The organism is Dyadobacter sp. CY343 (assembly GCF_021390335.1).
GTDB lineage: Bacteria > Bacteroidota > Bacteroidia > Cytophagales > Spirosomataceae > Dyadobacter.
The window spans coordinates 211315-236128 of record NZ_JAJUXK010000002.1 but is presented as its reverse complement, the minus strand read 5'-3'; the positions used below and the strand labels follow the sequence as shown (position 1 = coordinate 236128).

23 protein-coding genes are annotated in these 24814 nt (G+C 45.4%); 9 read left to right on the top strand and 14 right to left on the bottom strand.

The window, feature by feature from the left end; translation table 11 throughout:
- Positions 1-33: 33 nt before the first annotated feature.
- Positions 34-879 carry a dihydropteroate synthase gene (gene folP, locus LZG94_RS07540; RefSeq protein ID WP_233791321.1) on the bottom strand — a complete coding sequence of 282 codons (846 nt, stop codon included), beginning with the start codon at positions 877-879 and terminating at the stop codon, positions 34-36.
- Positions 880-907: 28 nt separating this feature from the next.
- On the opposite strand from folP, the gene LZG94_RS07535 reads away from it, so the two are divergent.
- The 3 genes from LZG94_RS07535 to LZG94_RS07525 are packed head-to-tail and all read left to right on the top strand — an operon-like array spanning position 908 to position 3091.
- Positions 908-1450, top strand: a complete 543-nt coding sequence (locus tag LZG94_RS07535) for a DUF1599 domain-containing protein (protein WP_233791320.1) — start codon at positions 908-910, stop codon at positions 1448-1450.
- Between the two features lie 30 nt (positions 1451-1480).
- Positions 1481-2572, top strand: coding sequence for a BT_3928 family protein (locus LZG94_RS07530; RefSeq protein WP_233791319.1), 1092 nt, complete (start codon positions 1481-1483; stop codon positions 2570-2572).
- 15 nt (positions 2573-2587) lie between these two features.
- Positions 2588-3091: a shikimate kinase gene (locus LZG94_RS07525; protein WP_233791318.1), complete on the top strand. Its 504-nt coding sequence runs from the start codon at positions 2588-2590 to the stop codon at positions 3089-3091.
- On the opposite strand, the gene LZG94_RS07520 is transcribed toward LZG94_RS07525, so the two are convergent.
- On the bottom strand, positions 3092-4660 hold the full coding sequence (locus LZG94_RS07520) for an OmpP1/FadL family transporter (RefSeq protein WP_233791317.1): 1569 nt from the start codon (positions 4658-4660) through the stop codon (positions 3092-3094). It lies immediately after the preceding gene.
- 114 nt (positions 4661-4774) lie between these two features.
- Entirely contained in the window at positions 4775-6058 is a 1284-nt protein-coding gene (locus LZG94_RS07515; protein ID WP_233791316.1) for a hypothetical protein, read from the bottom strand.
- Between the two features lie 180 nt (positions 6059-6238).
- On the opposite strand from LZG94_RS07515, the gene proS reads away from it, so the two are divergent.
- Both proS and LZG94_RS07505 read left to right on the top strand, forming a co-directional pair.
- Positions 6239-7714, top strand: a complete 1476-nt coding sequence (gene proS / locus LZG94_RS07510) for a proline--tRNA ligase (RefSeq protein ID WP_233791315.1) — start codon at positions 6239-6241, stop codon at positions 7712-7714.
- Positions 7715-7777: 63 nt separating this feature from the next.
- Positions 7778-8206: a peptidylprolyl isomerase gene (locus tag LZG94_RS07505; protein ID WP_233791314.1), complete on the top strand. Its 429-nt coding sequence runs from the start codon at positions 7778-7780 to the stop codon at positions 8204-8206.
- 52 nt (positions 8207-8258) lie between these two features.
- On the opposite strand, the gene LZG94_RS07500 is transcribed toward LZG94_RS07505, so the two are convergent.
- Together LZG94_RS07500 and dprA are read right to left on the bottom strand one after the other, a co-directional pair.
- Positions 8259-8888, bottom strand: coding sequence for a helix-turn-helix domain-containing protein (locus tag LZG94_RS07500; RefSeq protein WP_233791313.1), 630 nt, complete (start codon positions 8886-8888; stop codon positions 8259-8261).
- Positions 8889-8891: 3 nt separating this feature from the next.
- A complete protein-coding gene (gene dprA / locus LZG94_RS07495) occupies positions 8892-10016 on the bottom strand; it encodes a DNA-processing protein DprA (RefSeq protein ID WP_233791312.1) in 1125 nt (374 codons plus the stop codon).
- 120 nt (positions 10017-10136) lie between these two features.
- Between dprA and LZG94_RS07490 the strand changes: the two genes are divergently transcribed.
- A complete protein-coding gene (locus tag LZG94_RS07490) occupies positions 10137-11960 on the top strand; it encodes an alpha-amylase family glycosyl hydrolase (protein ID WP_233791311.1) in 1824 nt (607 codons plus the stop codon).
- Positions 11961-11999: 39 nt separating this feature from the next.
- Here LZG94_RS07490 and lepB (LZG94_RS07485) read toward each other — a convergent pair whose 3' ends face one another.
- The 8 genes from lepB (LZG94_RS07485) to LZG94_RS07450 form a co-directional block, all read right to left on the bottom strand.
- The gene (gene lepB / locus LZG94_RS07485) at positions 12000-13178 is read right to left on the bottom strand and encodes a signal peptidase I (RefSeq protein WP_233791310.1); all 1179 of its coding nucleotides are present in this window, start codon (positions 13176-13178) and stop codon (positions 12000-12002) included.
- A 134-nt stretch (positions 13179-13312) separates the two neighbouring features.
- On the bottom strand, positions 13313-14449 hold the full coding sequence (gene lepB, locus LZG94_RS07480) for a signal peptidase I (RefSeq protein ID WP_233791309.1): 1137 nt from the start codon (positions 14447-14449) through the stop codon (positions 13313-13315).
- A 27-nt stretch (positions 14450-14476) separates the two neighbouring features.
- Entirely contained in the window at positions 14477-15196 is a 720-nt protein-coding gene (gene dapB, locus LZG94_RS07475) for a 4-hydroxy-tetrahydrodipicolinate reductase (RefSeq protein ID WP_233791308.1), read from the bottom strand.
- A 25-nt stretch (positions 15197-15221) separates the two neighbouring features.
- A complete protein-coding gene (locus LZG94_RS07470; protein ID WP_233791305.1) occupies positions 15222-15911 on the bottom strand; it encodes a DUF5683 domain-containing protein in 690 nt (229 codons plus the stop codon).
- Between the two features lie 3 nt (positions 15912-15914).
- Positions 15915-16832: a ParB/RepB/Spo0J family partition protein gene (locus tag LZG94_RS07465; protein WP_215232812.1), complete on the bottom strand. Its 918-nt coding sequence runs from the start codon at positions 16830-16832 to the stop codon at positions 15915-15917.
- Positions 16833-16853: 21 nt separating this feature from the next.
- Positions 16854-17651: a ParA family protein gene (locus LZG94_RS07460; protein WP_233791304.1), complete on the bottom strand. Its 798-nt coding sequence runs from the start codon at positions 17649-17651 to the stop codon at positions 16854-16856.
- Between the two features lie 164 nt (positions 17652-17815).
- Positions 17816-18838: an SPASM domain-containing protein gene (locus LZG94_RS07455; RefSeq protein WP_233791302.1), complete on the bottom strand. Its 1023-nt coding sequence runs from the start codon at positions 18836-18838 to the stop codon at positions 17816-17818.
- 70 nt (positions 18839-18908) lie between these two features.
- Positions 18909-19370 carry an Lrp/AsnC family transcriptional regulator gene (locus LZG94_RS07450; protein WP_215232809.1) on the bottom strand — a complete coding sequence of 154 codons (462 nt, stop codon included), beginning with the start codon at positions 19368-19370 and terminating at the stop codon, positions 18909-18911.
- A 180-nt stretch (positions 19371-19550) separates the two neighbouring features.
- On the opposite strand from LZG94_RS07450, the gene ald reads away from it, so the two are divergent.
- The 3 genes from ald (at position 19551) to LZG94_RS07435 (ending at position 23453) form a co-directional block, all read left to right on the top strand.
- Positions 19551-20663, top strand: coding sequence for an alanine dehydrogenase (gene ald, locus LZG94_RS07445; RefSeq protein WP_233791300.1), 1113 nt, complete (start codon positions 19551-19553; stop codon positions 20661-20663).
- Between the two features lie 435 nt (positions 20664-21098).
- Positions 21099-22865, top strand: coding sequence for a DEAD/DEAH box helicase (locus LZG94_RS07440; protein ID WP_233791299.1), 1767 nt, complete (start codon positions 21099-21101; stop codon positions 22863-22865).
- Positions 22866-22928: 63 nt separating this feature from the next.
- A complete protein-coding gene (locus LZG94_RS07435) occupies positions 22929-23453 on the top strand; it encodes a DinB family protein (RefSeq protein ID WP_233791298.1) in 525 nt (174 codons plus the stop codon).
- A 5-nt stretch (positions 23454-23458) separates the two neighbouring features.
- Here the strand turns inward: LZG94_RS07435 and LZG94_RS07430 are convergent, their stop codons facing one another.
- Positions 23459-24406 (bottom strand): zinc dependent phospholipase C family protein, encoded by a 948-nt coding sequence (locus tag LZG94_RS07430; protein ID WP_233791292.1) that lies wholly within the window; start codon positions 24404-24406, stop codon positions 23459-23461.
- Between the last annotated feature and the right edge of the window lie 408 nt (positions 24407-24814).

Below are 24814 nucleotides of genomic sequence, written 5' to 3'. Positions count from 1 at the left end.
TGATAATATTCGCGCCTAAATTACTATTAAATTCTAAGAGTCACCGACCGCAGACCACAGTTTTACAGCTTCCACCGCTGCTTTTACGTCATGTACCCGCAACATAGACGCTCCCTGCTGCAATGCGAGCGTATTCAATACGGTAGTACCATTCAGGGCTTCATCGGCAGTGATTCCAAGTGTTTTAGAAATCGTCGATTTCCTCGAAAGACCAGCCAGCACCGGGCAGCCCAAAATCTGAAACTCCGAGAGCCTCCGGATCAGTTCGAAATTTTGAGCGCTGTTTTTAGCAAATCCAAAACCTGGATCTACAATAATATCAGCCAAACCATAAATCCGCAATGCAGCGATTTTGCTCTGTAAATTTTGCAAAATATCGATAACCAAGTTGTCGTAGCTTGTGAGCTTGCTCATTGTTTGCGGTTCACCCCGCATGTGCATTAATATGTACGGTACCCGGGCTTCGACTACCGTGGCAAACATATTCTCGTCAAGTGTACCGCCGGAAACATCATTTATTATCGATGCTCCGTTTTCAACCGCACGCTTTGCGACCTCCGAGCGAAAGGTGTCTACTGAAATGATAATGCCTGGAAATCGTTTTGTCAGTATTTGAAGGGCCGCCAGTACACTCGCCGATTCTTCCTCAATATCAATCACTTTTGCGCCCGGCCGAGTGGAATATCCTCCAATATCAATGATCGCCGCGCCTTCTTCCAGCATCGTTTCTGCCCGCCCGATGATATCGTTTTCGGATGTTACGCGGCTTTCTCTGAAAAACGAATCTTGAGTTACATTCAGGATACCCATCACCAGTGGCGTTGTCAGATCGACGATTTTGCCCCGGATGTTGAGCGATTTTTTGCTAACTTGCAACATAGATTTGTTTAAATACTAACTCAAAACAGTGAAATCCACAGAATCGGAATATCAGGAAATCATTCAGTATTGCCAAGATCTTTTCACAAAAAAAAACAAGGATTACGGAACCTCCTGGCGCATCCTGCGAATTCCTTCCATCACGGACCAGATCTTTATAAAGGCTCAGCGAATCCGTACTATTCAGGAAAAAGGCGTGCAAAAAGTTGATGAAAATATCTCTTCCGAATTCATCGGTATCATCAATTATTGCGTGATGGCGCTGATCCAGATCGACAGCCAGGGTAGCGAACAATTACCGGAAGGCGCGCTTACAGAACTTTACAACAAACAAGTGAAGGAAGTGGCTGAGCTGCTATTCAACAAAAACCACGATTACGGCGAAGCCTGGCGCGATATGCGTATCAGCTCAATGACGGATATTATTTTAATGAAACTATTGAGAATCAAACAAATAGAAGATAACAACGGATTAACGATCGTGTCGGAAGGTGTGAAAGCCGGCTACCAGGATATTATCAACTACTCCGTTTTTTGTCTGATTAAATCCAATGCGCTGCAAACTAACTAAGACTGCATGCATTAAATTCAGCTATTTTAAATGAAAATCATCGCTCAGATTTCCCGCGTCATTGTCGGGCTGCTATTCATTTTTTCGGGACTTATCAAGCTGAATGATCCGATCGGGACGCAATATAAGCTGGAAGAATATTTCGAAGTTTTCGCGACTGACCTGCCTATGTTCCATGATTTTTTCATGGGACTTATCCCGCTGGCGCTCTACTTTTCGGTATTTCTCTGCACGGCGGAAGTGGTGCTGGGTATTGCGCTGCTGGTGGGCTACAAACCCAGAACTGTGTCCTGGCTGCTGCTGCTGATTATCATATTCTTTACATTCCTGACCTTTTATTCTGCCTATTTCAACAAAGTAACGGATTGCGGTTGTTTCGGGGCGGCTATTAAACTTACTCCCTGGACGTCGTTTGGAAAAGACATATTTCTGCTTGCGCTTATTCTGATCATCGTTTATTACCGAAAGAAATTCCGGCCGCTGCCGACAGGTATTATCGTGGCAGTGTCCACCCTGGCGTCGCTGGGTGTGGCCGTATATTCGCTGCGCCATTTGCCTATTCTGGATCTGCTGCCTTATCGCGTGGGAGCCAATATTCCGGCCCAACTGAAACCTTCTGAGCCGCTGCGATACCTATACACTTTTGAAAAAGACGGGAAGACCTTTGAATATGAGCAATATCCAAGCGATACGACGCTGGAATTCAAGGAAATGAATGTGATCAATGAAGATGCGAAGCCGAAAATCACTGACTATAAAGTTTGGAATGATGTAGGCGATTTTACAGAAGAAACTTTTAAGGGCACAAAGCTTTTCCTGATCATTAAAAACCTTACTGATATCAATACAGCTGCTTTGCCAGATATCAATAAGTTGCTCAATGCAGTGCGCGGAAAGGGAGTCGAGCCGATTATATTGACCTCAGGCAACAGCGACGAAATAGTTCAATTCGTGGCTTCGCACCAGCTCAATGCGCCTTTTTATTATGTAGATGCAACTGTCTTGAAAACGATCCTGCGCTCAAATCCGGGCTTGTGGCTGCTAAAAGATGGTACTGTTAAAGGAAAATGGCACTATAATGATACGCCGGAAGCGGAGGAAGTTCTTAACCTTGTTAAATAGCCGCTTTTTTTTGAAATGAAAAATATAATCCTTGTCGGGATGATGTCGTCGGGTAAAACGACACTTGGAAAAAAGCTCGCCCGGATCCTGAATTATCGGTTTGTAGATCTTGATAAGCTGATTGAGCAGGACCAGAATATGGATATCCCGACCATTTTTGCAACGAAGGGCGAACCGTATTTCAGGGAAGTGGAAAGCAGGATACTAAAAGAAGTGTCCGGACGCCGGAATATGGTACTAGCATCTGGCGGGGGTACGCCCTGTTTTTTCGATAATATGAGGGTGATCAATCAAATGGGTATCAGCATATTTCTGGACGTGCCTGCGAAAGATCTGGCTCGCCGCATTGAAAATCACGGAAAAGACGATCGCCCGATCCTGTCAGGAACTACTTCGCTGACCGATACATTGGAGCAAAAAATAAATGAGCGCCTGCCGTTTTATTCGCAGGCGCTCATTACTTTGAAAGGCGATATTGACACAAGTCACTTATTGCAGGAACTGAGACCGCTGCTGTGATCAGAAGTTGTAGCCCAGCGTTAAAACTAGATTAAGTGGTTTGGTTGAAATGTTGGCGGTGTAAAATTGCTTGTCAGGATTTTCGAGTGTATAAGGCGTGTAAGTCGCTTTGTACATTGAATAGGTACCAGCCAGATCTACAAAAATCCGATTGAACCGCGCGCCCAATCCCGCAGAATATAACATCCTATCGCGTTTGATCCCGTCAATGCGCTCGTAATACGGGTCTGCAAAATAGGCGATTCCAAGGCGACCTCTTAATATCCCAAACCGGTATTCCCCACCCAGCCTTGCATTCACAACATTGCGATATACATCTTTTACCTCCGCATTGTTATTTGTTCTAAAATCATCATTTTCCTGATCGGTCAGGAAGTTTGTGCGAAGGCGCATTCCTGAATAACCTACAAATTCCAGCGTTCCGGTGATAAAACCGCTGCTATTAAAGAAGTAAGTAGCGCCGGCAGAACCTCTAAAAGGACTTACCATCGAGTATTCGAAGTCATTGGGTACCAGAGAAATCCGCCTGTCCCTCGGTCCGACATCTACACCATTATCATCGGTGATAGACCCGCGGATATAATTTGCGGCGACAGATTGATTGAACGTTTCCCGCATTGCAGTGAAAGTCGGCGAAGTAAGCGAGGCGCCGATCTGAATGGTTGGAGAGAATTTATAGATTAAACCAAACGTTGCATTAACCCCATTACCTGATGCAGAAAAGTCCTGGTAATTCGTAGTGGAATGGAAGTAGGATGCATTAATGATCGAATCATGCAGCATGTGGGTGTAATTATACCTGATCCTGCTAAAACCAAGCGAACCGCCTACGAACAATTTATCATTGTAATTCCCTGCATAAGCGATAGTCCACTGCGTCTGCGCACCTTTTGAACTGAAAAATCCCTCCTGCAAGGTAGCATTCCTCGCATCGTCACGCGCATAAGGAGGACCATACCCTTCGGTAGTAGAAACAAAATTGGTAGGATAGATAGTCTGCAACTGGTAGTAGGCATGATCCAGATAGCGGTATGTGCCCTGGTTGTCATCCAATTCCTGAGCGTAATCTTCATCCGTGTAGCCCGCTGCATTCGCATCTTCAATTGCCCTGTCCAGAAAATTACTGCTGTTGTTCAAACCAGTGTAATTGAATTTGTTCTGGAAAGATTGCTGTCTTGAAAAAGAAATACCCAGTGAAGTTCTCTTCCATTTACGCTGAAACCCAGGCTGGCTGGTAATGACCAATGATGCATTGGCAACATTGCCCGAGCTCTTTCCGGCCGCTGTAACGCGATCAATGTATTTGGTATCGGTATTGAAATTACTAAGTCCGGGACTTATCGATACTTCTGAGCGGGTAAAAAAGCCAAGTCCTGCGGGATTGCCACTGATTGTGCTGGCGTCGCCGCCTAAGGCTGCGTGGTTGCCTCCAACAGCCTGAAAACGGGCTGTACCAGTTTGGTTAATCTCAGAATAGCGAAATGCGTCGCTGGCATATTGGGCAAAGGAAGTTGATGATGGTATTAAAAAGCTAAAAAATAAGATAGCTTTTGCTTGCGATCTGTTCATATCAAATACTACAAAAATCAATGCTGGTTTGAACAATTATTTAAACAAAAACCCTGCAAACTTATCGGGTTTTGCAGGGCTTTAATCATATCAAAGATCTAAATTCTTAACAACTTATCTCGGACCTCTTGAAGACGAACGTGTTGCTCCTCCACCACCACCGCCACCGGATGGTGCGCTGTAAGATCTCGTTGGCGCACTAGGTGCACTGTAAGTTCTCGAAGGCGCGCTGTAAGATTCACTCCTCGAAGGTTGTTGGTAAGTACGGGTTGGCGCACTGTAATCAGACTGACTTCTTGAAGGAACATTGTAAGACGGTTGGCTGTAAGTGTTTCCGCTTCTGGATGAACGTGGCGATGTATAATTTCCAGCGCTTCCGGAGTTAGGCTGCGAATAAGTGCTGCCGCCTGCCTGGCGTGGACGTGAGTAATATACATTATTGCCTTCGCTTGCTCCTCTGGTAGAATAGGATTCGTTTGCCATTCTGCCACCGGTATTGTTCACTTCACCTCTGGTAGACGTTCTTCCTGATCTTGGAGAAGAATAAGTTTCATTTGCAGAAATCGCATTTGAAGATCTTCTTCCGTTCGATCTGTTGGTTGTAACTGCACCAGATCTCGATGGAGTTGAATTGGCCGCGCTGCGTACTCTTCCGTTTGAAACAACTCTTGGTCCGTATGTTCTGGAAACTCCTCTTTCGACATTGTTAACCACGACAACCGGACGGCTGTAAGCCCAGGGAGAATATCCATAACCACCTCCATAACCACCTCCGTAAAATCCATCGTAACCGTAACCGTACATGTTATAACCAAATGGATCGTAACCGAAAGGACTGTATCCCATCATGTTACCATATCCCATCATCCCGCCGTAACCCATCATGCTGCCATAACCGAATGGAGAATATCCCCATGGTGAATAGCCGCCCATCATGGAACCCATTCCAAAACCAATATAAGGACTCATCCTGAATCCATTTCCGTAACCGATGCGGAAACCTGCATTCATCATGCTTCCTGGCCAGTAAGACCCGATTCCGCCGTAAAACGGACTGATATTAGAAGTTGCGCTGTTGAAACCGTCAACAAAACCTGCATTGTAACCTACGTCACTGGAAACAGCGCGCTTAACACCACGGGAGGTCATGTAAGACTCATCGTAATAATCTGCGCTTCCGCTTTCCCCGTCGCCGGTGTAACTGTAATCGGGATTATCTCCCCGGGATAGTTCCTGATCTGCACCTCCGTCTCTCGTTACTACCCCCGAACCTGGCCCGCCTCCATAAAGGTCATCATAACCGCCGCCCGAACGTGATACATATTGATTTGAAGTACATCCCCAAGCTCCCAACAAAATTAGCAAAGACAAGTGCTTCGCTTTATTGATTGTAATCATGGCTTTAAAGGATTAAATGTTTGATGCTAATATAACTATAAATTCCGTTCCACACTATAAGTAAACGCCCGTTACATTACATTAATTCCAAAGTTAACATAAAAAACTATCTTTGCAACTGCCGAAAAACGAGCTGTTTATAACAATATACTCCATTTCAATTACAAAAAAATCCTAATAATGAGTAAATCCCTGCCAACACGAAGTGAGAACTACTCCGAATGGTATAATGAGCTGGTAAAAAGAGCAGATTTAGCTGAAAATTCCGCAGTGCGAGGCTGCATGGTGATCAAACCTTACGGCTATTCTATCTGGGAAAAAATGCAGCGTGCATTGGACGATATGTTCAAGGAGACCGGCCACTCAAACGCGTATTTCCCGCTTTTTATACCCAAATCCTACCTAAGCAAAGAAGCTTCCCACGTGGAGGGTTTTGCAAAGGAATGTGCAGTGGTTACCCATTACCGGCTCAAAAATGACCCGAACGGGAAAGGCGTGATCGTGGATCCGGATGCAAAGCTGGAAGAGGAACTGATCGTACGGCCCACTTCTGAAACTGTGATCTGGAGTACCTATAAAAACTGGATCCAATCCTACCGCGACCTGCCTTTGCTAATCAACCAGTGGGCGAATGTGGTGCGCTGGGAAATGCGGACAAGGCTATTCCTTCGTACCGCAGAATTTTTGTGGCAGGAAGGACATACCGCCCATTCAACCGCGCAGGAGGCCATTGCGGAAAGCGAGCAAATGCTGGAAGTGTACGCCACTTTTGCCGAAGAATGGATGGCGATGCCCGTTGTAAAAGGTATTAAGACTGCGAATGAAAGATTTGCAGGTGCCGAAAACACCTATTGCATTGAAGCTTTGATGCAGGACGGAAAAGCTTTGCAGGCAGGTACTTCTCACTTTTTAGGCCAGAACTTTGCGACTGCATTTGACGTGAAATTCCAGGACAAAGATGGGAAGCTGGAATATGTATGGGGTACTTCGTGGGGAGTGAGCACCAGGCTCATGGGCGCATTGATTATGGCGCATTCCGACGATGCCGGGTTGGTACTCCCTCCAAAGCTCGCCCCGATACAGGTTGTGATCGTTCCGATTTATAAAAATGATGAACAGTTGCAACAGATTTCCCAAAAGGTAGATGAAATTACCAAAGCGCTGAAAAAGCTGGGTATCTCGGTCAAATACGACTCGAACGATGCTTACAAGCCGGGATACAAGTTTGCCGAGTACGAACTGAAAGGCGTTCCCGTGAGGCTCGCCATTGGCAGCCGCGACCTGGAAAACGGTACGATCGAGGTAGCCCGCCGCGACACCAAAACGAAGGAAACTGTCAGCCTTGAAGGTATCGAAACGCATATACAAGCACTTCTTGACAACATCCAGGAGTCGATTTACAACAAGGCGCTGGCTTTCCGGGATGAAAATACATTTCGGGTAGATACATTCGAAGAGTTCAACCAGGTACTCGATTCCAAGGGTGGATTTATCCTCGCGCACTGGGACGGGACTTCTGAAACGGAAGAGAAGATCAAGGAAGAAACCAAGGCGACCATACGTTGTATCCCACTTGATCAGAAGGAAGAAGCAGGTACCTGCATTTATTCAGGCAAGCCTTCGACGGGCAGGGTAGTTTTTGCGCGGGCATATTAATTTTATAGAAATTCAAGACAACCAGGAAACTGGTTTATTTTCCAACCATAAGATCACAAAATAATGAAGCAGGCGCAGGCAGGAGACAACGTACAGGTCCATTATAAAGGCACCCTACCAGACGGGCAACTTTTTGATTCGTCGGAAGGTCGTGATCCGCTTAACTTCCAATTGGGAAGCGGACAAGTTATCAAAGGATTTGATGACGGGGTGACCGGAATGGAAGTTGGCGACAAAAAGACGATCCATATCCCCAATGCGGAAGCTTATGGTCCCGTAAATGAGGATATGATCATCAATTTCGATCGCAAGCAAATTCCGGCGGATATTCCACTGGAAATCGGCGGAACGCTGAATATGCATCAGGATGGTGGCCAGGTGATCCAGGTTATCGTTCGCGAAGTGACAGAAGATTCGGTGATCCTGGATGCAAATCACCCGCTGGCGGGCCAGGATCTTATATTCGAACTTGAACTGGTTGGGATCAGCTAATCAGTATATTACTAACGGGAACGGACCGGCGAAAGCTGGTCCGTCTTTGTTTTCACTCAGTCCATTTCAGGCTGAAAGCTTCCGGTTTGGTACCGGGTATTTTTAACAAAATCTGCTTGGCTGCAAGATCATGCAACATGCGGTCGGCTCGCTTCTCCGATATATTGATCATTCTTGAATAAAATCTCGCATTAACCGAATCCTCAATTCTCAGGTAAGCTACCAGCGATTTCACGTGCTTGCTTGCCAGCAGCTTTTCCGTTTCAAGATTGTCGGAATTATAAAGTAATAGCTTGGGAATAGGCACACTCTTATCTTTTACCCGCACATAAATCGTACGCGCACCTTTGTCGCTTACCACATAATGCGGCTTTTCTTTACTTTCTGCAACTGTCACTAGCAAAACCTTTTTGCCATTAAGCTGCTCAGATTTAATTTGAATCAGAATTTTGGGATCTATAAAATCTGTATTCGCTTTTTCCAGTTTTTGAAGCTCTGTCAGTTCCGACGTCACGCCGCTGATCACCCCTGAATCATTTACCCCAATAATTAATAAACCACCCGATGTATTGGCAAAGGATACAATTGTCTTCGCGATTTTGGCGGGACTATCAATCCTGCTTTTAAACTCTGTGCGAAGCCCTTCTCCGGCACTTATGATTTCTGCAATGCTTTTACTCATTCATTAAATAAGACTATATTTTTTGCCCGGCAACGACCTGATCATTCCCTGGAACTCAAGGTTTAACAATAATGTGGCCAATTTGTTCAAATGCATGCCCGAATGCCATGCTAACTCGTCAATCTGCGTTGTTCCTTTCTGTTTCAGCATCGCCAGGATCTGTCCTTCATCCTGCGTAAAACCATCGAAACTCAGGGACAAATTTTTAGAAGGAATCAGTTTTTCGGGCGCCTCTTCCCTACCCCAACCCATCGCATTCACCAGATCTTCGACGGAGGTAAATATGGAAGCTTTATGATCGCGGATCAATGCATTGCAGCCTTCCGACTGCGTATTTCCGATCATACCCGGAACTGCGTATACATCGCGGTGGTAGTTCTGCGCAAATTCAACCGTAATCAGACTCCCGCCTTTTTTCCCGGATTCTACCACAATGATCACATCACTTAATCCTGCAATGATCCTGTTCCTGGCTGGGAACCTCATAAAATCCGGCTTAGTTTCGAGTGGATTTTCAGTTACAATTCCACCGTTTCCCTCCATTTCCTGCGCTGTTTTTTTATGTGCTGCCGGATAAATGACATCAATCCCGCTTGCCATCACGCCAATCGTGGGGATATTGCTTTTTACACATGCGCGGTGGGCGGTAATATCAACTCCGTAAGCCAGCCCGCTCACGATCGTAACCTGAAAGGGTTCCAGCTCGCGTATAATCTGCTCGGTCACCGATTTACCATATTCACTTACCTGCCTCGTGCCTACGATCCCGACAGACCTGCCTGCATTAAAATCCATATTTCCTTTGGAATAAAGCGCGATAGGAGCGTCGTAAAGTGGTTTCAGCCGTAGCGGATAGGAAATGTCAGTGAAGAAGTGCAGCCCGATACCCCACTTTTTGCAATTCGCAAACTCGGCCTCAGCATCAGCCATTCCTTCGCGGGCGAGGATCGCTTTAACCACCTTCTCTCCCACTCCGGGAATCCTAATTAGTTTCCTGTAATCTGCCTGGAATACTTCCCTGGCGCCGCCGCAATAGCTGATCAATTGGCGAACTGTGACTGAGCCCACACCTGGGGTGCGAATAAGCGTGAGGATACAGATTTCCTCCGTTTCTGGGGATGCTTTCATGAATTGTAGTGTGTTTTTTGAGTAAAAATCGTTGCTGACCAGTCTAAAAAGCTTGGCATGCATTTTGCCAATATACGTCAATGGTTTACTTAAAACAATTTCAATTTCCCAAGTACATATATGGAAAATCTTGACACCGATGCTACGGAAACATTGGCTTCTTTTGAAGGAATGGGGGCGGTTTGTTACCCCGAGGGCGTGCATTACAGAGTATGGGCTCCGCACGCAGACAGCGTTTCTGTAATTGGGACTTTTAATGATTGGGATGTGGAGGCAAATCCGCTTCAATCCGAGGGAAATGGCTTTTGGGCCGCATTGGTTGAGAACTCCAAAGAAGGTGATGAATATAAGTTTTTCCTGAAAACGCCTTTTGGTGAATTTCACAGAAATGACCCGTATGCACTTAAAATGACCAACTCAGCAGGCAATTGCATCGTTTATAATCATGCGTCATTTGAGTGGCACGATTTCAACTTCCAGATTCCAAGCTGGCACGAGCTCGTTATTTACGAGCTGCACGTGGGTACCTTTCACGTAAAGGAGGAAGGGCAGGTTGGTACGTTCTATACTGCAATTGAGAAAATCCCTTATCTGAAAGAAATGGGTTTCAATGCAGTCGAGCTGATGCCCTGCGCTGAATTTCCAGGCTCCCGTTCGTGGGGCTATAACCCGGCGAACCCGTTTTCAATAGAAGCAGATTACGGCGGTCCCGATGGCTTGAAAGCTTTTGTTCAGGCTGCGCACGAAGCTGGAATGGCCATTATTCTGGATGTTGTATACAATCACTTTGGCCCGTCAGACCTGGATTTATGGCAATTCGACGGCTGGTCTGAAAACGATGGCGGCGGTATTTACTTTTATAATGATTGGAAAGCAGAAACGCCTTGGGGTAGCACCCGGCCGGATTATGGTCGCGGCGAAGTAAGACAATATGTCCACGATAATGCGATGATGTGGCTCAAAGAATATCGCGTCGACGGTTTGCGAATGGATATGGTGCCTTATATCCGAAATGTAAAAGCTGACGGAAATCCGGGTAATGATATTGCAGATGGAATATCGCTGATGCAGTGGATCAATAAGGATATCCGGGAAAGGTACCCGAATTGTATCACAATCGCAGAGGATATGCATTCGCTCGACTTTATCACTAATTCAGTAGAAAACGGCGGATTAGGCTATGGTTCTCAGTGGGATGCAGAGTTTGTTCACACGATTCGCGATGCAATCATTACTGCCAATGATCAGGAAAGGGATATGGAGCAGGTGGTTCAGGCGATCACGTACAAATACAATACGGATTCTTTTCAGCGGATCATTTATACCGAATCCCACGATGAAGTTTCCAATGGTCAGGCGCGTGTGGCCGAGGAAATTGCAGACGGAGATGTGAATAACTGGTATTCCAAAAAACGGGCTGCGCTGGGTGTGGCGCTTGTTATGACCACACCGGGCATTCCGATGATTTTTCAGGGACAGCCTTTATTGGAAGACAAATGGTTTTCTGATAGCGATCCGATAGACTGGTCTCGGCTTGACAAATTCAGAGGTTTTGCGAATTTGCACCGCGATCTGATACACCTGAGAAGAAACTGGTTTGGAGTAACAAAAGGTTTGCAAGGCCAGAACGTTCAGATCATTCGTGCCGATAATGAGAAAAAGGTGGTCGCAATGCACCGTTGGAGCGAAGGCGGGCCGAAAGATAGTGTGATGGTAATCCTAAACTTTTCAACCGAAACTTTCTCAGATTATAAACTCGGCTTTCCAAGAGGCGGAAAGTGGAATCTCAGGTTCAATAGCGACAATGGAGATTATGATCCGGACTTCTCGCATATCGGCATCACAGACGTGGATACCGAAGACGGCGAATTCGACGAAATGTCTGTATACGCTTCTTTAACGATTCCCCCCTATTCTGCATTGATTTTCTCGCAGGAGGATTAAGTAATCATCGGACAAAGCCAGGTTGATAGCCTGGCTTTGTTATCCGATGATCCTGAAAATCCTGTCCCACCGGATCTTCCGAAGAAAACTAGTGGGATTAGGGTCAATAGACATCCATACAAATACCGCTTTTCCTACAATGTGATCCTTAGGTACGAATCCCCAATAGCGTGAATCTGCCGAATCGTGACGGTTATCGCCCATCATAAAGTAGTAATCCTGTTTGAAAGTGTAAGATTCAAGTATCTTGCCCCGTTGCGTCAGGCGGCCATTTTCAAATGCTATATCAGTATTACCATCGTAATTTTTGATGACTTCTCCGTACAACGCCGAGTTAATCTCATTGAGTTGTACCGTCGTCCCCTCTTTTGGAATTATAATAGGCCCGAAATTATCCTTGTTCCAATCCAGCTGTTCAGCGCCCGGGAATAAGAACGGTTCTTTCAAACCTTTATCAAGCAGGATCGGATCAATGCGCTTTACAAAATCGTATGTTTTCAGCTTCGCTACAATGTCAGAAGTGGTTTTAACAATATATCCGAACTGATCATTGGCGGCAATGCTGTCGCCGAAAGTCTCCGTGAACTGCGCGTAATCTGCTATTCCGTTTTTGTGAAATATATTTTCTTCGTTTACCTGGGTTGTGGTAGACACGAAGTATTCATTTTGAAGTCTGGGTGGATTCTGCATTGGCTTTCCATTCACGAAAACCTGTCCTCCTCTGATTTCCAACTTATCGCCGGCGATTGCAACGCACCTTTTGATGTAGTTAGATCGCAAGTCGGCCGGGTGAGGATGCAGGTCTGGCAGCACGTTACTGTATTTCTGGTAAGAATCCGGGTGCTCGACCGGTAGATTGAAAACAACTACATCACCATTTTTTACATTCGTAAATCCGGGTAGCCGGAGCTGCGGCAGCTGAATCCAGTCGAGATATGAAGGAATCTGCGTTCCCCAAATGGTTTGGTGCGTGAGCGGAACTTGCAGCGGCGTGATCGGCGTGGTAGTCCCGTAATGCATTCGGCTCACGAACAGATAATCACCCACCAAAAGGCTGTTTTCCATCGAAGGAGTGGGAATCACAAATGCGCTGAAAAATAGCCACCGGATGATGGTAGCCGCTACAACCGCAAATAATATGGAATCAAACCATTCACGAAAAGCAGACTTTTTCCTGGGTTGTTGTTTTGATTTGTAGGCTACTTCGAGAACTGACATTTCGGGATACTGATTACTTGAATCGCAAGTTACACTTCCCTTAATAAACAACAAATCTATATATTATATTTTTTTATATATAAATAAAAAAAAGGAAGGCTGTTTGCCTCCCCTCCTTTTATATAATGCTTTTTTTAATTGATAACCCTGAAAAGCCGGTTCCATCTGATCTTATTGAAAAAGTTGGTCGGATTTGGATCGATCGACATCCATACGAAAACAGCTTTTCCTACAATATGATCTTTCGGTACAAATCCCCAATATCTTGAATCGGCTGAGTTGTGGCGATTGTCGCCCATCATGAAGAAGTAATCTTGCTTGAATGTATAGCTTGTGATCGCTTTACCGGCAATACTCACCGTTTTTTCGCCCAGTTCCACACCTTCGTTCTCTTCATAATTTTTAATAACCGGGCCATACAAAGCGACATTTTCCGGCGTCAACGCAACTGTCATTCCTTCCTTCGGCACTTTTACCGGGCCGTAGTTATCGCGGTTCCATTTGAAAAGCTGAGAATTAGGGTAAAGCATCGGCTCGCTAATCTCTTTCGAAGATTTCACGACGGTAATGCTTTTTACGAAATCATAAGTCTTCAATTTGGCTGCAATTTCCTCGGTCGTGAACACCAGATAACCCATTTGGTCATTACCAGGAATGGTGTCGCCGTAAGTCTCGGAATAGGTATTGTATTCTGATATTCCGTTCTCTTTGAACACCTTAGCTTCATTTACCGCAGTCGTAGTAGCCACAAAATATTCATTTTCCATGCGTGGCGGATTCTCCATCGCAGTTCCATTCGCATAAACCTGCAAGTCCCGTACTTCCAGATTATCACCCGGTATTCCAACGCAACGTTTAATATAATTGGTTTTCAAATCGACAGGATGCTGTAACTCAGGCGGATAATTGAATACGACCACATCCCCACGCTTCACATCGCTGAAACCTGGCAACCGGTATTGAGGCAGTTGGATCGCGTCGGTATACGAAGGGATATTGGTACCCCATATCGTCTGGTGCGTCAATGGAACCTGCAAAGGTGTTTTTGGCGTACGGGTCCCGTAATGCAGCTTACTCACAAAAAGGAAGTCCCCAACCAGCAAACTGTTCTCCATAGAAGGAGTCGGTATCGTAAATGCTTCGAAAAACAACCACCGGATCAGGGTTGCCGCAACGACAGCGAACAATATGGAATCAAACCATTCCCGTATCGCGGACTTTTTCTTTTTTGTATTCACTGTATTTGAAATCAATTCTCTATTTACAGACATGCTTATTTTTCTATTATTGATAGCGTACTAATCCAGGTTTTCAAGTAAATCGTCCATCCCGAATACCCCGGTTTTTCCAGGCAGCCACTCGGCAGATATTACTGCGCCCAACGCAAATCCGGCGCGGGTATGCGCAGTATGGGTAATTTCAATCGTGTCCACCTCAGATTCATAGCGGACGATGTGGGTACCAGGTACTTCGCCCAGCCTTTTTGCTTCTATTTGCACAAATCCTTCTTCATCTTCGGGCGCCAGCTTCCAGCCTTTTTGCGAGCTGTTTTCCGCAGCAATACCTTCTGCCAATGTGATCGCAGTACCACTTGGCGCGTCCAGCTTGTGAATGTGATGGATCTCTGTCATGGAGGTGCGGTAAGCCTGGCCTTTCATCAGCCGCGCGAGCTGGCGGTTCAATCTGAAAAAGAGGTTGACACCGATGCTATAATTGGAAGCGTAGAAAAATGCGCCCTTTTGTTCAAGGCACAAATTCTCAATTTCTGATTTATGTTCTAGCCAGCCAGTAGTACCACTTACGATAGGCCAACCCTTTCTAAGACAATAGGTTATATTTTCATAAGCAGCTTCCGGCGCACTGAACTCAATCGCGACATCTACATCGGAGACAGCCAGTGAGTCCATTTCATGCCGGTTCTGTACATCTATTTTTCCTACGATCGAGTGGCCTCTTTCAATGGCGATCCGCTCGATCGTTTTGCCCATCTTACCATAACCGAGTAATAATATTCTCATTAAATAAATATTTGATTCTAAATGTTCATTTCAAATTGAAAACCAGCCGCACTCCTGGTGTGGGAGTAAGCATAGCCGGTTGGTGTAATTTCGGTTCGACCCGCAATGTGAGATCATCGGACAGGTCAAAAGTTTTCAAATGCGCCGCTACATTGGCCTCAATAATAGAAAGCGTGTAGATTAACCCGGTCACGATCAGTGCAAATCCGCGGTTTCGGCGCCAGTAATTCTTTCCTCTGACTGCCTGGTCCCTGCTCGCGGGCAAGTATTCGCTTTTGGTATTCAATAAATTTCTGACCCTCACAGTCACCGAGGAATCAACTAACTCAGGTCTCGGCTGTCCATACTTTGGGCTATCCTCTTCCAGAATATAAAACTGTTTGTAAGCCGATAGGTAATCGCGGTATTTAAGGGAGTTCAGATAATAGGCATAAAGCCCTCCTCCAAATGCAATGTAGACGATCGGTGCTTTCCAGTAATCTCTGTTGTAAATCTGCCCCATTCCCGGTATCAATGCCATTCTGGTGGCAGTTCTGGGGACGGGCATAAACTTACCATTAACATTTTTTAACGAATCACCCGGCAGCAGAACGGTACTGTCGTTCACCACAACAGGTACTTCCATCACCTGAATGCTGTCTTTGTTATTCGTAGTTTGAGCCGAAATATGCTGCGAAAAAAGCAGAATTACCCCCAGCCAGAGCCAGTTTTTCAAGTCCTATTTAAATTTCAATGTTTCCAAAATCTTCTTTAATTCCTCCTGAGAGGCAAAAGGGATCTTAATTTCACCTTTATGCGCCTCACTACTTTTTACGGAAACCTTTGCTCCGAAAAAGGAAGATAATTGAAACTGTAACGACTTTATTTCCTGATTAATTGTCACTGGTTTCTTGTCGGTAAGCGAGCTCGTGCTCATCATTCCAAGCTTTCTTACCTCATCCTCTACCTTCCGCACAGACCAGCCTTCTTCAATGATTTTATTAAAAATTTTCAGCTGACTCTGGTCGCTATTGATCGTAATAATGGCTCTCGCGTGTCCCATACTGATCTTATTGTCCCGCAACGCAGCCTGGATTACCGGTGGTAATTTCAACAGACGGATATAGTTATTGACAGTTGTACGGTTCTTACCTACTCGGATCCCCAACTCTTCCTGTTTGAGGCTGCATTCCAGTATGAGTCGCTGGTAACTGAGCGCGATCTCTATTGAGTTTAGGTTTTCACGCTGGATATTTTCGATCAGCGCCATTTCCAGCATTTGCTGGTCATTTGCTGTTCTTACGTAGGCGGGAATGGTTGTTAAACCGATTGATTTGGAAGCCTGCAACCTGCGTTCGCCTGAAATAAGCTGGTAAGAGTCTTCCGACATCTGACGAACAGTAATCGGTTGAATAATGCCTTGTACCCGGATTGAATCGGCCAATTCCTGCAATGCCTCCTGGTCGAATTTCGTCCTCGGCTGGTATGGATTAGCCTCGATCTGGTCGAGACTGATATCGTTCATCGAGCCTACCACATCCGTCGCGGGCATTCGTGAAGCTGATCTTGAATTATTTACCTTCTCTGAGTCCTGCAGAAGTGCTCCCAATCCTCTGCCAAGCCCGGTCATTTTTTTTGTCTTACTGCTATTCTCCATGTCTTAACTATTTGATCATAATCAGTTTACGCCCATTTGCTTATCCGAAGAGAGCAACCCGTTTTTGCTTAGAATTTCTCTTGCAAGATTCAAATAGCTAACCGCCCCCTTACTGTCTGAATCCTGCGCCATAACCGGGATACCATAACTTGGCGCCTCACTGATGCGGACGTTGCGGGGAATGATCGTATTGAAGACAAGTGACTCAAAATGGTTAGTAACCTCATTCACAACCTGATTGGAAAGCCGTAGCCGAAGATCGTACATGGTCAGCAGGATCCCTTCGATAATCAGGTCGGTATTGAGCCTGGATTGAATGATTGTAATGGTATTGAGAAGTTTGCCCAGACCTTCCAATGCAAAATATTCGCATTGAACCGGAATGATAACCGAGTCTGCTGCTGTAAGGCTATTAATCGTGATCAGGCCCAATGAGGGTGAACAATCGATGATAATAAAATCGTAGTTGTCGCGCACTTCCGAAATGGCGTCCTTCATTCTGTTTTCCCTGTTTTTCAGGTTAATCATCTCGATCTCGGCACCGACGAGATCAATGTGTGAAGGAAGTAAATGCAGGTTTGGGAAGTCTGTTTCGAAGATAATTTCCGAAGCTTTCGCCTGTTCTACCATGCACTCGTAAATGCTGTTTTCCATTTCCTGCGGGTTAAAACCCAGCCCGGAAGTGGAGTTTGCCTGAGGATCGGCGTCAATGATTAAAGTCCGGAATTCAAGCGCAGCCAGGCTGGCAGCCAAATTAATAGCGGTGGTCGTCTTCCCTACTCCTCCCTTTTGATTCGCAATTGCAATAACTTTGCCCATGTATTCATTTGTGTTACCAATTTCAAATTTCAGCTATTCAGGGCAATTCACCAAAAAATGTTCCACGGAGATTTGAGTAAAACAAATATTATATTGCTAATCAGCGATTTAGCTTACATTATTATTTAATTAAAATTACAAACACCCGGAATTAGACGGATGTTTCACGCCCAAACCTGCGTTCCTTCCGTGCAATTCTTGCACATTTCTATTTCCGATCGCGACCGGATCAGCGACGCACGGAAGTCAACATATTTCTTGCCTCTCCAAAGTTCTGTAAATGTCTGCCGTTTCATGTCACCGAGCTTGTATTCAGCGTCTTTGTCAAAACAGCAGGGTACCACCGCGCCGTCCCAGGTTATCACGCAGGAATGCCACATTTTCCAGCAGTGATCTACAAATTTGTTTTTAATAGAATAGCCGCCGCCGGCTTCCTGCTTATATCTCGAATACTTGTCAATCGTCGGGATCAAATCTGAACCTTCTTCATAATCATATATTTGCGCAGTTTTGAAACCGATCTCATCCACGCCCATTTCCTCGGCCAGCTTCTTCACATCCTCGATCTGATGTTCATTTGGCTTTACTACCAAAAACTGAAAGATCACATGCGGCGTGCTCGATTTGAGCTCCTTTTTCCACTTAATGATATTGCGCGTTCCCTCCAGCACCTTTTCCAGATTCCCGCCTACCCGATATTGCTGGTATACATCCTGCGTAGTTCCGTCGATAGAAATAATCAGCCTATCCAGCCCCGACTCTACTGTTTTCTTCGCTTTCTCATCATTTAAATAATGCGCATTCGTGGAAGTGGCCGTGTAAATGCCTTTATCATGCGCATATTGGACCAGTTCAAAAAACTTGGGATGCAGGTAAGGCTCTCCCTGGAAGTAGAAAATCAGATATAATAGCGTATCTGCGAGCTCATCAATGGTCTTTTTATATAGCTTCTCCTCCATCATCCCGGTAGGTCTCGTAAATGAACGAAGTCCGCTCGGGCATTCGGGACAGCGTAAATTACAGGAGGTGGTAGGTTCGAAAGAAATGGCGATCGGCATTCCCCAGTGCACCGGGTTTCCCGTCATTTTGGAATAAAAATAGCTGCTCAAAATCTGAATAGAATTCCAGGCGCGTTTCGGCGTTACTTTGGACATTAGGTTCAGACCATCCTTAAAATTTTTGTTCATTAGATACCGCTTTTGGCGATTAGCATTCAGCTATTTGCGCGATGTGATGATTGAAAAAGGGCCCGCCCGATCAGACTACCTCAATTCCCGTAGTGTACTTTATTTCGGAAATTACGAAATAACTACTGATGTGTAACACGCTTTTGAGTGCAGAAAGTTTTTGTTGGTAGAATTGATTGTAAGCTTCCCCATCTTCCACGATCACTTTCAGCATATAATCGAAGTTGCCCGAAACTACTGAGCATTCAAGCACCTCGCTCATATTCACGATCGCCTGGTTGAAGTCTTCAAAGCTCTCTTTCCGCTGCTTATCGAGGGTTACATTGCAATATACCACCAGACTTTTCCCCAGTTTCCTGCGGTTTAAAAGGCTGACATATTTGTCGATAAAACCCTCTTTTTCAAGCTTTTTGATCCGCTCGTGAACCGGGGTTACAGAGAGATTGATCTTACTTGCGATCTCTTTTATGGTCAGTTGCGCGTCGTCCTGCAATAGTGTCAGGATTTTGCGGTCGGTCGGGTCTAGTTGCATTCAGTATTTTTTTCTGATTAGCGCCAGGTTAAAAAGTGGTTTTCCAGTATTTTTTCTTACAAAACCTACCAAAAATAGTTTTCTTTTCTGTCTTATAAACTATATCTGGTATGATTTTCCGCAACAACCTACTTTTGAATTCTTCGCTTCCAAATACCACAAGCATTAACACTATCCTATATGATAATCGGTGTCCCGAAAGAGATCAAAAATAATGAAAACCGCGTGGCGCTTACGCCTGCAGGTGTGACTGAGTTCCGCAAGCAAGGTCACCTTGTATATGTACAGACAGATGCGGGAAAAGGAAGCGGTTTCAGCGACGAGCAATATCAGGAAGCGGGCGCGAGTATCCTGCCTGCCATTGAAGAAGTGTATGCGATCGCGGAAATGATCATTAAAGTAAAGGAGCCGATTGAAAGTGAATATGCGCTGATTAAAGAGGATCAACTGCTATTCACCTACTTCCATTTTGCGTCGTCGGAGCCGCTCACACACGCGATGATTGAAAGAAAGGCAGTTTGTCTTGCTTATGAAACGGTTGAAAAAACAGACAGAAGTCTGCCGCTGCTTGTTCCGATGAGTGAGGTAGCAGGTAGAATGGCGGTACAGGAAGGCGCCAAATATCTGGAAAAACCGATGGGCGGATTTGGTATTCTGCTCGGTGGCGTTGCAGGCGTAAAACCTGCGAATGTACTGGTGCTCGGCGGTGGTATTGTAGGTACACAATCTGCAAAAATGGCCGCGGGACTTGGCGCAAATGTAACGATCGCTGATATCAGTCTGCCGCGGCTGCGTTACCTGGAAGATATTATGCCGGCCAATGTGGATACGGTTATGTCTAACGAATACAATATCCGTGAACTCATCAAAAGCGCAAACCTGATCATCGGCGGCGTACTGATCCCCGGCGCGAAAGCTCCTTACCTGATTACCAGGGATATGCTGAAACTCATGAAGCCGGGTACTGTAATGGTCGACGTGGCGATTGACCAGGGCGGCTGCTTTGAAACTTCCAAAGCGACTACGCACGAACATCCGATCTACGAAGTGGATGGTGTCGTACATTATTGCGTTGCGAATATGCCCGGAGCTGTTCCCTACACTTCCACCCTGGCTTTGACAAATGCAACTTTACCTTATGCATTGCAGCTGGCGAATCTGGGCTGGAAAACTGCCTGCGCGGCCAATGAAGAGTTGCGCAAAGGATTGAATGTCGTGAATGGTAAAGTGGTATTCAAAGGTGTTTCCGATGCATGGAACCTGCCTTATACCGAGGTGAAAGAATTATTCTGAATACAACAAACCTAACTATATAAGCCTGGCAGGAGTTACTCTTGTCAGGCTTTTGCTTTCTAAAAATATTACAATTAATTTACTGCATACCTTGCAGTTTCCGATTATCTTCTTACTTTTGCATAAAATTTACGAACATCCGTTCGCTTCTCTGCTTCATACGGTCAGGCATTCATTAAAAGATAGCAGCCTGCATCAATTCGTCCGGTAAGACAGCCGTTCACATGCAGAGCCCCACGGATGATTGTGGTGGGCTTTGCGCAATCCCTTTTTTAAAATTTTCGTTTTTAAGCTCTCGTCATTTCGACAGAGGTTTGTTGTCAAAACATTTCATATTACTGAGCTAGACCGGTATATTTTTGTTTCGACAAAACCAGAGTTGGCAAATGCTGCTGAGCTGATTTTTCCAAATAGAATAATACTAATAGACAGATAATGACAACTGAAACAATTGAATCATTTTCGGAGCTTGGTCTCTCTGAGAATATCCTTAAAGCCCTTACAGAAATGGGTTTTACAAAACCCTCGCCGATACAAGCACAAGGCATTCCGGCAGTAATGCAGGGATCTGACGTAATTGGTCAGGCGCAAACAGGAACCGGAAAAACTGCCGCATTTGGTATCCCGGTACTTGAAAGAATCGATATTACCAGTAATGCAGTACAGGCATTGGTACTTTGCCCAACCCGTGAATTGGCGGTGCAGGTATCAGAAGAAATCGGCCGCCTGGCTAAATTCCAGAGAGGCATCAAAATCGAAGCTATTTATGGTGGAGATTCGATCGACAGACAAATTCGTTCCCTGAAAAAAGGCGTACATATTGTTGTAGGAACGCCAGGTCGTGTAATGGACCACATGGAACGCAAAACCTTGAAATTCGACGAAGTTCGGATGATGGTTTTGGATGAAGCAGATGAAATGCTTGATATGGGATTCCGTGAAGATATTGAAAGCATTCTTGCCGATATGCCGGAAGATCGCCAGACTATCCTTTTCTCGGCAACTATGTCGAAGCCGATCATGTCGATCACAAAGCGTTTTTTGAACGATCCGATATTGATTAAAGTAGTTCGTAACGAGCTTACTAACGTAAATATCGAGCAGGTTTACTTCGAAGTTAAACCTCAGGCGAAAGTGGAAGTAATGACCCGCCTGATCGATATGCACCACTTGAAATCACTGCTTGTTTTTTGTAATACCAAAAGAAAGGTCGACGAAATCGTTGAAGATCTTCAATTGAGAGGCTACGCTTCCGAAGGTATTCACGGCGATTTGCGTCAGCAACAAAGGAGTAACGTAATGAGCAAATTCAAGGCTGGTGTTACTACTATCCTGGTTGCCACAGACGTAGCTGCCCGCGGTATTGACGTGAGCGGACTTGACGGTGTGATCAACTACGATATTCCCTTGGACGAAGAATATTACGTTCACCGGATCGGTCGTACCGGCCGTGCGGGAATGTCAGGAAAAGCATTTTCACTGGTTGCCCGTGACGAAAAATATCGTCTGAAAACAATCGAGGGTTATACCAAAGTTAAAATCGAAAAAGGAGTTATTCCTTCTTACGAAGATATCGTTGGTGTTCGCAAGGCACGTTTTGTTGAAAGTATTTCTGTATCTATCCAGGAAGGTGACGATCAGGAGCTTTTCGGAGATGTTCTCGAAATGTTGCAGCACGCAGGTTACTCGACTGAGCAGGTTGTAGGCGCCATGGCGAAACAGATCATGGGTGTTCAGAAAAATGAATACGGAGATTCAAACTTAGCCTGGGAAGAAAGACGCGGTGACGCCGGACGTTCTGGCGGTGACAGATTTGAAAGACGTCCTTCCAGCGGAGGTCGCTTCGAAAGAGGTAACGATCGCAGAGAAGGAGAACGTCGCGGAGCTGATCGCTACGCACCAAAAGGTGATTTTCGCCGTCCCGAAGGTGTTCGCGATGAGAACCGCAAACCTGCATCAGTTGAAGCTGGTATGACCCGCTTGTTTTTGAGCCTTGGTCGCAAAGACCATATCATGCCGAAGGATATTGTTGGTGCCATCGCTGGCGAAGCCAATATTCCGGGCAAAACGATCGGTGCAATAGACATATACGACAAGTTCACTTTTGTGGACGTTCCTGAACGTGACGCTCGCGCAGTGCTTCGTGCCATGGACGGTAATACCATCAAAGGAAAACCTGTTCAAATTGATATCGCGAAATAATCGCCTGTCAAATCATTAAAAGGAGGGACTCAATCGGGTCCCTTTTTTTGTTATTTTGCCACCATGAAAGAGAATCAGAAACCAGAAGTCTGGCTGCGAGGGCCGATTCCGCACATTCCACCTCTGCTGCAACCGGTAGCACACGCATTAATGCAGGCAGTCGAAGAGCTGGCTGTATTCTCTGCTTTTTTTCCTGCCGACCTGCTCTGGGAAAAACCTTCGGGTCTGGCTTCGGTCGGTTTTCACCTGCAACACCTTTCCGGCGTGCTCGACAGGCTGTTTACCTACGCACGATCAGAATCTTTGAATGAAAATCAGCTAGCCTATTTAAAAAACGAAGGAAGTGCTACGCTCGGCGACGAAACCTACGAAAGCCTGCTTCTGACGTTCGAGAAACAAGTGGCCGCCTCGCTCAAACAATTGGAATCTACCCCCGAAGCTACCTTGACCGAAGTAAGATATGTTGGCCGGGCAATGGTACCTTCCACGCAACTGGGCTTGCTATTTCACGCAGCCGAACACACGCAGCGGCATGTAGGGCAATTGCTCGTGACAGCCAGAATATTACTCGCCCGGCAAGATCGGTAATTCACCTAGTCAGATTCAGTGCGCACATTGAATAGCTTTTGAAGCCAGCTTTTTTGTTCTTCCGCCTGCTCCTGCGCTTCTTTTATTCCAGGAACAAATCCTGATATTTCCCGCAGATCAGGCTGCCCGGCATTGACCCAGCAGGTATACCAGATATCACCCACCAGTTTAACCGCAGCTTTCATCCGTCGCTCCACCTGCTTTGCCAGCATTTGATGGTACTTTTCCGAAAATTCTCTTGAATAACTTCTGGTCAGTACATTATTTCGCAACTCATAGCTGTACTTCTCGTCCTTCTTGAACCGCAATGTGAGTTCTTTCTCAAACAGAAATACAGAGTCGCACGCAAGATGTGAGTCACGGACAATTTTCCAGGCTTCGATTGCTATATTATCACAATACTCCGCCGGACCGATCCATAAATCGTAATCTCCGGCGAATAATTCCGGCAGGCGCGATTCCCAAAATCCGTGAATTCCTTCCTGCCCGCTCAGTTGCCCATTGTAATTTCTGGTGGTATGTAAAGGCACGTGTGCATCGGCGACGTAGTGGCCCAGGTCCGCCGAGACTTTCAATATCCTCCCCGGATTTTTGGTTTTGAAAGCTTCCGTCAATTGATAAGCTGATTGCTGTATTTGCCAGGGCACGATCCCATGTTTCCGGAGGCTATCTTCTCCAAAACGCAAAACAGCGGCGGGCCAGAACTTGGGCAGGATCAGCAGCGCACTGTCACCGTAAACATCCAGGTCGATGAAATGCCGCTCCGCTTCACCCACGACAGCGTACCTTCGTTTGTCTGGATTAGTCGCATTTTCAGTAAGGTATTCAATGTGCTTTTTATAAAATACCTGCATTTCAGGCGGCAAGCGGAAAGTCGCCATTCTGTTGATCCGCTTATGGGCCCAGAATCCCCACTGGATATCGGAGCCCAAAGCCTCATTTTGGCCTTTCACCAAACTGAGAATGAGTGTGATTATGAAAAAAAACTTCGCTTTTCCAGAAAATATTTTTTTAGATGCAAAATGTGCGACCATACATAATTTGGGAGTAGATTATAAACCTTCTTAAACCCATTTAGACGCTTCCTGGCATTTCTGGTCACATCTTTTATCTTTTCTCCAACCCAGTTTTTAAAAAAAATCATATTTCAGAACTCTAAAAGCCCATTCCATCGCGTGGTAACCGATTCGTCACACATTTATTCAAATAGTGATTACCAAATTATATTTTGTGGTAGTGCGCTTTTGCTTGCTGATCTTTCTCAAATTTGCAATAAGTCAATATAAGTTATATTTAATATCCAAATAATACAATACTTGCAGAATGTTTTACCTTTGTAGCACAAACAAGATTTAAGAATT

Bases quoted from the DNA above. Each gene is read 5' to 3' on its own strand.
- LZG94_RS07500 (WP_233791313.1), bottom strand. From the start codon at position 8,888: ATGAGTAAAAGCATTGCAGAAATCATAAGTGCCGGAGAAGGGCTTCGC.
- LZG94_RS07435 (WP_233791298.1), top strand. From the start codon at position 22,929: ATGAAAGAGAATCAGAAACCAGAAGTCTGGCTGCGAGGGCCGATTCCG.
- lepB (WP_233791309.1), bottom strand. From the start codon at position 14,449: ATGTCTGTAAATAGAGAATTGATTTCAAATACAGTGAATACAAAAAAG.
- LZG94_RS07450 (WP_215232809.1), bottom strand. From the start codon at position 19,370: ATGCAACTAGACCCGACCGACCGCAAAATCCTGACACTATTGCAGGAC.
- LZG94_RS07505 (WP_233791314.1), top strand. From the start codon at position 7,778: ATGAAGCAGGCGCAGGCAGGAGACAACGTACAGGTCCATTATAAAGGC.
- LZG94_RS07530 (WP_233791319.1), top strand. From the start codon at position 1,481: ATGAAAATCATCGCTCAGATTTCCCGCGTCATTGTCGGGCTGCTATTC.
- LZG94_RS07520 (WP_233791317.1), bottom strand. From the start codon at position 4,660: ATGAACAGATCGCAAGCAAAAGCTATCTTATTTTTTAGCTTTTTAATA.
- LZG94_RS07460 (WP_233791304.1), bottom strand. From the start codon at position 17,651: ATGGGCAAAGTTATTGCAATTGCGAATCAAAAGGGAGGAGTAGGGAAG.
- LZG94_RS07490 (WP_233791311.1), top strand. From the start codon at position 10,137: ATGGAAAATCTTGACACCGATGCTACGGAAACATTGGCTTCTTTTGAA.
- folP (WP_233791321.1), bottom strand. From the start codon at position 879: ATGTTGCAAGTTAGCAAAAAATCGCTCAACATCCGGGGCAAAATCGTC.
- LZG94_RS07465 (WP_215232812.1), bottom strand. From the start codon at position 16,832: ATGGAGAATAGCAGTAAGACAAAAAAAATGACCGGGCTTGGCAGAGGA.
- LZG94_RS07455 (WP_233791302.1), bottom strand. From the start codon at position 18,838: ATGAACAAAAATTTTAAGGATGGTCTGAACCTAATGTCCAAAGTAACG.
- LZG94_RS07525 (WP_233791318.1), top strand. From the start codon at position 2,588: ATGAAAAATATAATCCTTGTCGGGATGATGTCGTCGGGTAAAACGACA.
- dapB (WP_233791308.1), bottom strand. From the start codon at position 15,196: ATGAGAATATTATTACTCGGTTATGGTAAGATGGGCAAAACGATCGAG.
- lepB (WP_233791310.1), bottom strand. From the start codon at position 13,178: ATGTCAGTTCTCGAAGTAGCCTACAAATCAAAACAACAACCCAGGAAA.
- dprA (WP_233791312.1), bottom strand. From the start codon at position 10,016: ATGAAAGCATCCCCAGAAACGGAGGAAATCTGTATCCTCACGCTTATT.
- LZG94_RS07440 (WP_233791299.1), top strand. From the start codon at position 21,099: ATGACAACTGAAACAATTGAATCATTTTCGGAGCTTGGTCTCTCTGAG.
- ald (WP_233791300.1), top strand. From the start codon at position 19,551: ATGATAATCGGTGTCCCGAAAGAGATCAAAAATAATGAAAACCGCGTG.
- proS (WP_233791315.1), top strand. From the start codon at position 6,239: ATGAGTAAATCCCTGCCAACACGAAGTGAGAACTACTCCGAATGGTAT.
- LZG94_RS07515 (WP_233791316.1), bottom strand. From the start codon at position 6,058: ATGATTACAATCAATAAAGCGAAGCACTTGTCTTTGCTAATTTTGTTG.